The organism is Peribacillus sp. CSMR9 (assembly GCF_033141925.1).
Lineage (GTDB): Bacteria > Bacillota > Bacilli > Bacillales > DSM-1321 > Peribacillus > Peribacillus simplex_A.
Genome location: NZ_JAOPHO010000096.1, coordinates 1 through 10,282, shown reverse-complemented (window position 1 = coordinate 10,282; position 10,282 = coordinate 1). Strand labels below are relative to the sequence as shown.

10 protein-coding genes are annotated in these 10,282 nt (G+C 33.7%); 4 read left to right on the top strand and 6 right to left on the bottom strand.

Features of this window, described 5'->3' with window-relative positions; genetic code table 11:
- Positions 1 to 143 precede the first annotated feature (143 nt).
- The gene (locus tag N9I19_RS22820; protein ID WP_317779068.1) at positions 144 to 1,916 is read left to right on the top strand and encodes a tyrosine-type recombinase/integrase; all 1,773 of its coding nucleotides are present in this window, start codon (positions 144 to 146) and stop codon (positions 1,914 to 1,916) included.
- Complete coding sequence (locus N9I19_RS22815; protein WP_317779067.1) at positions 1,909 to 2,289, top strand: DUF6262 family protein; 381 nt, start codon at positions 1,909 to 1,911, stop codon at positions 2,287 to 2,289. The genes N9I19_RS22820 and N9I19_RS22815 overlap by 8 nt, the downstream gene beginning before the upstream one ends.
- A gap of 182 nt (positions 2,290 to 2,471) precedes the next feature.
- On the opposite strand, the gene N9I19_RS22810 is transcribed toward N9I19_RS22815, so the two are convergent.
- The 6 genes from N9I19_RS22810 to N9I19_RS22785 all read right to left on the bottom strand — a co-directional run bounded on the left by N9I19_RS22810 (position 2,472) and on the right by N9I19_RS22785 (position 8,491).
- The gene (locus tag N9I19_RS22810) at positions 2,472 to 2,951 is read right to left on the bottom strand and encodes a VOC family protein (protein WP_317779066.1); all 480 of its coding nucleotides are present in this window, start codon (positions 2,949 to 2,951) and stop codon (positions 2,472 to 2,474) included.
- Positions 2,952 to 3,429: 478 nt separating this feature from the next.
- The gene (locus tag N9I19_RS22805; RefSeq protein WP_317779065.1) at positions 3,430 to 3,864 is read right to left on the bottom strand and encodes a hypothetical protein; all 435 of its coding nucleotides are present in this window, start codon (positions 3,862 to 3,864) and stop codon (positions 3,430 to 3,432) included.
- 160 nt (positions 3,865 to 4,024) lie between these two features.
- Positions 4,025 to 5,278, bottom strand: a complete 1,254-nt coding sequence (locus tag N9I19_RS22800; protein ID WP_317779064.1) for an MFS transporter — start codon at positions 5,276 to 5,278, stop codon at positions 4,025 to 4,027.
- Positions 5,279 to 5,631: 353 nt separating this feature from the next.
- Complete coding sequence (locus tag N9I19_RS22795) at positions 5,632 to 6,315, bottom strand: DUF554 domain-containing protein (protein ID WP_034314427.1); 684 nt, start codon at positions 6,313 to 6,315, stop codon at positions 5,632 to 5,634.
- A 62-nt stretch (positions 6,316 to 6,377) separates the two neighbouring features.
- Complete coding sequence (locus tag N9I19_RS22790; RefSeq protein ID WP_053535405.1) at positions 6,378 to 7,196, bottom strand: MerR family transcriptional regulator; 819 nt, start codon at positions 7,194 to 7,196, stop codon at positions 6,378 to 6,380.
- A gap of 311 nt (positions 7,197 to 7,507) precedes the next feature.
- Positions 7,508 to 8,491, bottom strand: coding sequence for a hypothetical protein (locus tag N9I19_RS22785; RefSeq protein WP_317779063.1), 984 nt, complete (start codon positions 8,489 to 8,491; stop codon positions 7,508 to 7,510).
- Between the two features lie 164 nt (positions 8,492 to 8,655).
- Here N9I19_RS22785 and N9I19_RS22780 point away from each other — a divergent pair, with 164 nt between their 5' ends.
- Positions 8,656 to 9,357, top strand: coding sequence for an ATP-dependent DNA ligase (locus N9I19_RS22780; protein ID WP_317779062.1), 702 nt, complete (start codon positions 8,656 to 8,658; stop codon positions 9,355 to 9,357).
- 29 nt (positions 9,358 to 9,386) lie between these two features.
- On the top strand, positions 9,387 to 9,572 hold the full coding sequence (locus N9I19_RS22775) for a DUF8096 family protein (RefSeq protein WP_053347445.1): 186 nt from the start codon (positions 9,387 to 9,389) through the stop codon (positions 9,570 to 9,572).
- The last annotated feature ends 710 nt before the right edge of the window (positions 9,573 to 10,282 follow it).

Sequence of the window (10,282 nt, the reverse complement as noted above, 5' to 3'; positions counted from 1 at the left end):
TTGGTATAACCGAAAAAGAATTCACAGCAGCTTAGGATATCAAACTCCACAAGCCATTGAAGACCAAATTAGAAATGCAGCTTAAGATTTAACTTTTTTGTGTCCAAAATATTGACTCAAATCCAGAATGGACCATGAACACTATGTTTGTTGGACAAGCCAATAACATTCAACTATTTAACCGTTTTGTAAATGAAAAATACCCCTATCTCAACTCTCTCACTGATTTGAATATTGACAAGGCAAACAGGGATTGGCTATCTTGGTTAGAGAAAAACGGAGTATCGACTTCTTACATTAGCAAACGGGATGGATATAAAGTTAAGTCTCCCCGGGCCAAGTACTTATTAAATCTTCTAACTGAGTTTAATAAACTAATAGACTTTCGAGATGAATGGGAAAAAGACATTTGGGAAGCAAAAAATCTCAATAAAGAATATGGTGTGTATTTTAATCAGGCAGCCAGTCATACTAAAATGGACTTTACAGCGATTAAAAATATGAGATTTCGTGAGGAAACGAAACAATATTTAAAACGCCGTTTATTGTCAAATGATTTAACATGGGGATCAGCCAGAAATTATTTGAACTGTATTCCCGCATTCCTAGATTTTATTTTCTCACTAGAACCTGACTGGGATGACTTGACCAAGTTAACTAGAAATCATATTGAAAAATATCTTGAGCAACTAAACAAAGACTTAAAGGATAATCAAAGAGTCACAAATTCACGTCACTATATCATAAAGGCGGTATCCTTGGTTAAAAAATATCTTCAGGGTTTACAAGAAGTTTATTCAGATTTAGCACCTGAAAAGGATATTAGAGTACTTATTTTCCCGGAAGATAAACCAAAATATAAAAGAAGGCTAGATAAAGTAAACTACATCCCAGATGATGTCTTAGAGCAGTTATTTGACAATCTAAGCTATCTTCATGAGGATGTTCAGCCCATAATATGGATATCTTTCAAAACAGGCTTGAGATTATCTGATACTTTAAGGCTTAATCATGATTGCTTAGTAAAACTGAATGGGAAATATCAAATTGTAACGGACATTTCCAAAACCAATGTCCAAGATCACTCTATACCGATAGATGAAGATTTAGCGAATATTCTCGCAGTGTTAATAGACAAATCAAAAAAATATAGCAATGAAGAAAACAACCCAAATCGGTTTGTTTTTGTAAGGTATAGAGGAGTTAGAAAAGGACGTCCCTATTCGAATGATTGGGTTAGAGAAAAACTTAACGACCTTGCAAGTGAAAGAAGGATAGTCGATGAAAAGGGGAATATTTATCATTTTAAAATCCATCAATTTAGACACACATATGCAGTAAAGATGTTAAATAGTGGCGCTGATATACTTACAGTTCAGGAACTATTGGCACATGCTTCACCTGAAATGACCATTAGATATGCTAAATTGTTAGATGGTACAAAGCGTAAGGTGTTTGAAGAAGCCGTGAAAAAGGGATTGTTTAGTTTTGATTTTAACGGGGAAATGAAGCAGGTTAATCCGAACGAAAAAGTACCTTCAGATCTACTTGAGATGTTGTGGCGTGATCATAAATTAAACGCTATAGATAATCCCTACGGAAGCTGCCACGCAAGAATTAACGGTAATTGTCCTTATTCAGAGGAACCGCCATGCCTAACATGTAATGGTGGAAGCCCGTGCAAAGATTTAGCGATTGGATTCTCTGATTTGGATAAACAAAAATACGAATTATTAATTAAGACAGCGACAAAGACAATTGATATCTTAGAAGGCCGTGGAAGGAATGAAATAGCCGAAAAGAATAAAAAGAACTTGGAAAGATACCAAAACATCTTAAACACCATTGAAGAAGGGCATATTATTTTTGGTCGCCTAGATAGGCTAAAAAGAAAGAAGGAGTCAGCTAATGTCTAAATTTAACCTTCAAACACATTTAAAACAACTCCATAAAGATCGTAGGACAGCTACCACTAAAAAAGTAGATGAAGCAATTCAACGGCTTGTTCGAGCAAATGAGAACATTAACTTTAACAGTGTGGCAAGTGAGGCAGGAGTTGCAAAAGCGACCCTTTATAACAATCTAGTCCTTCGTGAAAGGATTGAGACTTTAAGACAGCAGCAGGTTACAGTTCCTACTAAAAAACAGATTCAACGAAAAATGAATGACAATAACAAGGATGCTCTTATCGATTCATTGAAACGAAAAATCAAAAGATTAGAACAAGAGAATAAAGATTTAAATGGGCAATTAAAAGTAGCTTATGCAGAGATATATAAGAAAATATAACCGTATTTATATCTTTGTAATAAAGTATAACTAAAAGGATGTAAACACCCCTTATTTTACTGCCAACAAAAGAAACCATTTTGAAAAAGGATTGTGTCAAAATGGTTTCACTATTTGGGTCTAGCTATGAAGTTTTTATTAAACTAACGCACTCGTTAGTTCAATAAGCAATATATAAATAATTATGCCTTCTCTTTTTTTAATTTACTTTTAGCTAATTCCTCCCAATCTTCAAAGGACAGCTTATCATTAATATGTTTTAAAGCATTAGGAACTTCAACAGAACACATCATTTCCAAACTGTTACCATCAGGGTCTTCAAAGTAAACGGAAGCATTTTCTGAATATGGTCGAATAAATGGCTCAATAGATTTTCTACTACCAAATGGCACGACTTTAACTTGAATAGAATCTAACCATTTTAAAGATTCTTTTAAATTTTCATATGAAACTCGAAAAGCAATATGTCGTAAGGAAGGATGGTATGGCGTTTGATACTCATTTCCCTCCCACAAACCTAACCAACTTTTTCCTTTTTCAATCCAAAAAAAAGCAGTTTCTTCATCACGCCATGCAAATTCCAAACCCAGCTTTTTATAAAACTCCATTGAAACATCTAAGTTTTTTACAGGCAAATGTGCTTCAAATATTCCTTCTATCAAGTTCTCAACCCCTCTACAATTATGAATATATTACCAATTATAGATAAACACATGTTTTATACAACTAATCTGCCCCGTTAGCCATCCATGAAGCGCAAAAATCAGCGCTTCACCACAGAGAATGAAAATTGGTCTCTATGTCGATAATGTTTTAATGGCTGGCGAAGAAGGTCGTTGAACTATGGTGCCTTTGAGCCCATCCGTTAGTCTGACTCCGACGACCACGGTGTACCACCGACTGTCGCGCCCTTTTTGGGTAGCACTCATGGGAGATTAATCCTTTTTTGGTCGTCGCGCTAGCCTCTACTTAATTTGCTTTGATTGGAGGTTTTTGTTTAACGATTTACCAAACTCAATCAGATCACTCATAAGGCTCAGCCTTTTTTTAAAAAGCGTTTTTACTGGGTCTATTTTGTTGTGGTTTTTTCTGGATTTTGAGCTTTTTTAATTTTCATGGGAGTTCAACAAATATTTCTAATTACAAAAATTCATAATAACTATCTAATAATTCTTCGCTTCCGTTTTCTGCTTCTTTCTCATCCATTTCCTTATCTTCTAGCCATTGTTGATAATGGATTATCTCATGAGCCATGCTGCGTAAAATTTCCCATAATGCATCATTTTTTCCTCTTTCTGAAACTAATTCTTCATAATCTCCTGTTGCAATTCTTATGTAAGGTTCAACAGTTTTATCATAAGGTGCAAAAAAGGTAGCACTTGCCAGTTCTTTTGTATCTCTGGTTTTAAGTTGATAATCCGTTTTTAGGTATACAACAACCCTTATCGGAAATTCCATATATGTACGTAACCAAACAGCAAAGCTTAAGCAAGTCCGTCTTACTGATGGATTAACATCCTTTTCACATTTGACTCTTAATCCTGAGCGTCGATATTGCAAATCACTGGTTGTCATAATAATTCACCTTTAGTTTCATGTTATTGCATAATTCGCTATCTTTCCGAAATTTCCTTCTTCCACTAACCTGCCCCTTTAGTTCCATAAGGAAAGAGCTGCCATTAAAGACAGCTCCGATCTTAAGCTAACGGAACCGTTGGCTTATTGTCTAAAAAATTCACAATTGGTTTTCAAAGTTTTTGCTAGATCCATCTATAGATATTGCTAAATACTTTCTAGAGGTAATAAGATTAATAAATGAAATACATAAGGAAATCGAGGCAACAATAAATACAACTACAATGCTGTATCGCTGGCCCAGTATCCCCATCATAAGAGTTGATATCCCGAATGTTGCCATTATTAAAGAACTCTGAACTGCATAAACCTTAGCCAAAAGCTTTTCCCTAACTAAACTTTGGATGATTGTATGAATAGAAATCATCCTCAGTTCTTCGAATAAACCATATAAACCAATAAGCAAAAGAGAAAGGATGGGATTTACATTAACTCCAAATAAGAGAGTCATTAGAAAGACCATAAAGCCTCCAAGCAATAGCACATTCTGAATATTTTTGTTAATGAATTCAGATTGTCTATATGCAAGTATTCCTGCTAGAAATAAGCCTAATAATAAAGAGGTGTTTATATAACCCCACCACTCAGTTCCTACACTTAGCCTTTTGTCTATAAAAGGGTATAGAATGGATGATACCCAAACTGGACTAGCTATAGAACCAAAAAATAGGGTTAAATGAAGGACACGCAGCCTCTTATCTTCTGCAATTAATCTCCAACCTTCAAACATTGAAGTCATTTTACTTTCCTTTACTGATAGTTCTTCAAGTTCTTCGGATTGTTTCTTTTCTTTGACTTTAACGAATGCCAGCAAGAATGTTGATAATACATACAAACTAAACGTCAACATTAATAGCCCATTAGAATGCAAAAATGCTGCTAATATACCACCTGCAGCCCATCCACCCATCTGAATGAATTGATGTATAGAAGACATAAGGCTATTTGCTTTTAATAAGTTTTCTTCCGAAACAAGTTGAGGTATTAATGCACTACTTGCTGGATTAGCGAAACTATCTAAAAAAGTGATAAAGAAAATAATTATATAAACCGTTTCAATCGAATCTTTAGATAATAATAATGATACGTACAGGGTTAGCACAAGTAAGATACAAGTTTTAACTAATTGAGAATTAAATAAAATCTTTTTTAACTTGTATCGATCTATGAGTAGTGGTGCTAATAATCCTCCTAAAAACCCTCCAAGCATATTTATTACAGGAACCAACGAAACATAAAATAAAGAATTTGTTACATTGTAAACGCTTGTTATAATCGCAACAATATAAAAAACATCTCCAGCATTTGCTAAAGATTGTCCTGCCATCAATACATTAAATGATTTATTCTTCAATGCAAACAACCCCTCTTATTTAATTTTTCTAAGAGAAAAATATTTGTTTACATTGGTTTCACTCCTTTGAGATCTTTTTAGATATATTTCACTCAACTTTGTATTCATTGTTATATCGAATAATAAAAAATCTAATTAGGAAGAGAGGGTGTTTGCTTATTTTCGATGGTAATATTTGTATAAATAATAATAGCACAGAAAAATTCTGTTTAGAAGATACAATAAAATTACTCAGCTTAGGTTCCTTATGGAACTATCCTGCCCCGATAGTTCCATAAGAAAAAGCTGCCTTATAGGCAGCTCCGATCTTAAACTAAAGCACCCGTTAGTTTAAGTGTAATATTTCACAAATATTATAAATGAGAAAAATGAATAACTAAAAATACAATAGGAGGAATTATTATTGATGGTAGAAGATTTAAAGTATTAAATTTCTTAATCCCCAAAATATTTAAACCAGATGCGATTATCAATATACCTCCTACAATCGTCACTTCGTTCAGAAGATCATTATTTATGGAGTTCTCCATTAAAATAGCAATTAAATAAATGGCACCTTGCCAAATAAATAAAACAATTCCTGCAACAGCTATCCCAATACCAAATGTGGATGCTAATACAATCGAGGTAATCCCATCCAACACCCCATTTGCAAGCAGATACGTATAATCTCCCTTTAACGCTGCCTCTACAGGACCTAAAATAGATAACGTTCCAATACAAAATAATAGGATAGCAGTCGCTAACCCCTCAGCTAAATTACCTCTGGAATATTTATTAACTAAAGCATTAAATTTTGATTCTAAATTCAGCCTTTGACCGAGCAATCCCCCTACGGCTAAGCTTACAATAAAAAGTACCGGATATTTGCTGGAAGGTAAATGTTGCACTAGTGCATTTATTCCTAACCCCAACGCAACTAACCCCATAGCCTGCATTAGAATGTTGTGATATTCATCTTTTATCCCCTTTTTAAAGATGCTTCCGATAATGCTTCCGATTACTATCATCATTGTATTAAAGATTGTTCCAAACATAATCATTTCTCCTTTTAATTATTGTTCTATCCAAAAATATAGACCCTCCTGTAACGGGAGGGTCAACACTTTATTGGTATTTGTATTTCTGTCAGATAGTCTTCTTTACTACCTGAGATATAATGGTCAATTATTGTTCTTTCAATGGAATCCCCGATAACTTGGAAACCGTTATCTTGAATACAATTGAGTAAGCTTCTATAATGTTCGGGTGAATCGCTGTGATTTCCATTATAATAAATGCAGGCATACATTCCTTCGGGAAGAGTTGTCACTAAAGGATTTTGAATATCATCTTCTTCGACTAAAATAAATATCGAGTTATATTCATTGAACTTGTTGTTTAATGTATTATTAATACTTATCGTAAGACCTACTCCCCCAATAAATATAGAAGAACTCATATTAGACAGACTCTCTAATCGTCGTAAGGAAACTTCCATCTCAGGTTCTGAACTGATTATTTCCATTAATCTTACTATCCTTCTCTCTTTCCTCTCCTGTATGAATGGCACTTCCAATTCTTTTATTTCTCGTGCTAATTTAATGTCCTTGATTCGATTTTGGAACCTTCGGTTAATTCGTTCCAGTTCTTTCATTTTTTTTTCGGTTAATCGTTTCTGTTCCTCTAAGAGATACAAAAAACCATCGATATTCCTGTCGTCTAGATGTCCCTTGATCTCCTTTAATGAAAAACCTAATTCCTTTAAATAATGAATAGTGTTCAAATGTTCAAATTGTTCCGTTGAATAATATCTATAACCGTTGTTTAGATCCGTATGTATAGGTTTTAATAAATCAATTTCATCATAATATCGAAGGGTTTTTATGGTCGTATTATGGAGTTTAGCCATTTCTCCAATTGAAAATCTATTCTTCAATTTAATCTTCCTTTAGAAAAACTTTATATTATCACTATAATACACAATTATATGAAGTTAAACTAACCTGCCCCGATAGTTGCATAAAGAAAAAAACTGCCTTAAAGACAGCTCCGATCTTCAGCTAATCACCCGTTAGCCATTCATGAATCGCAAAAATCGGCGATTCACCACAAAGAATGAAAATGGTAAAGAAACTTATTTTCATTGTAGTTCTTTAAGATATTGAGTTGTTGGTTGGAATTTCTTTATACGCTTTGCTTCTTATTCAAAAAAGCCGCCATTTAGGGGCAGCTAAAGCGAACCATTATTTATCTTGTTAGTGGAATCTTAATATCATTACCAACTTCAAGAATGCAGTTTTGACGGTTCTTGACAGGAGCAAAAACCATGTTGTATTCATCATTGGCACCTGATACCTCACCCTTATTAAAGATAGGATCAACTTTTTCACCAGCTGATTTTAGAAATACACCAGACTTTTTATTGTCAACGAAATACCCGTATTTTTTATTTACTTTCCTTGCATTAAGCAATTTATGCTCTAACTTGCTCATCTTTCTATACTGTGATCCACTCTCAGCAGTTTGAAGTTTTATATCAGATCCAGTAACGACAACTCTTGTTTCTAGTGGCGAGAACTCTACCCTTATAATTTTGTATGTTTCTTTTTCAAAAATAAATTCTTTGTTTATTTCCATAGTTTCTCTTTTTAAAACAGCTGATTCATCAAGCCTTATATCAAGTGGCCATATTGTTTGTACTTTTCGAGTCTTATTGTTATCGTATATCGTCAAATTTTCAATTTCTAGTCGGATGTCTTGTCCGGCATATTTTTTTAGGGATTCAAAGGATAAAGCTTTAACCACTTTGTTTTCTTTACTATCGTAATATCTACTTCCCCAACCCACACAAGATAATGATTTTTTCTGTGTATTTCCAACAAAGAGGTTAATCAATGTGTCTCCCTCAAAATTATCGATATAATAATTTTTTAAATTTGTTTTCTTACTTTGGAAGGTCAATAAAAGTTTGGTCTCTTTATCATCCGTCATTATACTCTCAAAATGCACTCTTATATCATTTTTATTATCATAAAAAGTTTGATTAACAGGTTGGTCTAGTCCTAGGCTAATTGCAGTTCTAACCCCTGCATCATCAATATGCTTACTCAAAAATATTTTATCGTAACCTTGTTTTAATGCCATATGTTCTTTAACTTGATTTGCATAAGTAATGAGGGGACAGAACAACATTGTTAACGATACCACAGAAGCAACCATTATTTTTAACATTTAAACACCTCTAAATTTTTGGTATTTTAAAGATAAGATGCCCCTGAAAAATATTTTTGATTCAAAGAGATGTTTTTACTAATTGAACTGAAAGGTTTTTCTCATTTCACATATTATACATGACTAATATATATTAATCCTTTACTAATAAGCTTTTTTTATTTTTGGTCTTGATAAAAAATGAAGTCACAACGAAATTTCCCGAACTGCTCCAGTTGGATATTCCAAATGGAATTATTCTTGATGGTGAAATAATTGTGACTGATCAACAAGGTAAGCCTGAATTTGAAGCAATGATGCAGAGATTTTCTTCTAAGAAATCAGAACATGCTATACAGTATTGCGTTTTTGACGTAATTTATCATAATGGTCAAAAGGTAACTCATTTACCTCTACACGAGAGAAAAGAGCTGCTTGAAGAAATAGTGGAAGATTCGTATTTGATTTGTAAGGTTAAATGGATGTATGGTAATGGCCCGGCCTATTTTGAGCTTGTAAAGCAACAAGGGCTTGAAGGCATCGTCCAGAAGAAAGCAAATTCGAAATACCAGTTTGGTAAACGGTCACATGACTGGTTTAAGGTAATCAACTATCAATATACGGATGCAGTGATTACCGGATTACGAAAAGATGAATTCGGTTTGCTTTTAGGGATTGAAGAAAATAACCGGATAAAGCCAGCTGGCATAATGGAGTTTGTCACTCCTGCAGCAAGGAAGCAATTCTATAGCCAGTATCAAGATTTAATTATTGATGAAAATAAGAAGTTCATTTATTTAGATCCGAAGATTAAGTGCAAGGTAAAGTTTAGAAATTATACAAAGGCAGGCTTGCTCCGCATTCCGTCTTTCGTAGAATATATATAATCAAATAAAATAGTGAAGGTGATTTTACTTTGTCTGAAGAAATTCCAGAAGAAAAAAAGGAATATGACACCACAATTATTTATGACTACGCAGATTATCCTGACATCGTGAGTGGTCGCTGTGACAATTGCGGTAAAGCTCAGTTTGAGAGTTCGGTTAAGAATTATGTATATATTCGTAAATGCAGAGAGTGTGGAATGAAGAAATCGATTTAACCCTATATAGTTATAGGGTTTTTGGGATTTAATTATCAATTTTTATTTCAATTCAACAACTGGTCCTGTTGTTTTTTCAAATCCGACAAACCTCTTTATTTTGAATCGAATAGGTAATTATAAGACTAAAGGAAGTTAATTTCGTTGTAGAGCGTTTCTTAGCATCAAATGTTTAAAAAAGTAGAGTTTTTGACTTTTAAAAGTTATGTTTTCACTTTTAGTTAGGTTTGCGTTTAGCTTTTTTTAAAACATTTTTGAGATTTAAATATATTTGGGCGGCAGCACTACAGACTGATCAGAAAGGAAGAACACCTTTCTGTCATTCTGTACGTGTCGCTTCGCCATTAAATGGCCCGATAACCACGAACTGTACGGCTAACGCCAACATTTCGTAGGTTCCTTTTCCTTTTAGGGGTGCAGCCATTGGCGGTACCCCTAAAGGGTCATATTTATGAATCTGATAAATATATGTTGGATTAAATTGAGAATCAGAACAAAAAAATAACCTCATAAGAGATTCAAGGTGTAGCTACTAATTTATCTACTACATTTCCATTTTCATCATAAATCACAAGAAAGGGTTTCCAAGTCATCCAATCTTCACTTGCCCTTGCAGGAAGCAAAAACAATGCACACATAAAGACTAGCGATATCCTACGTAAAATTTTTATTTACATCCCCCTGTTTTTTCTTCTTTTTTTCACTATAAT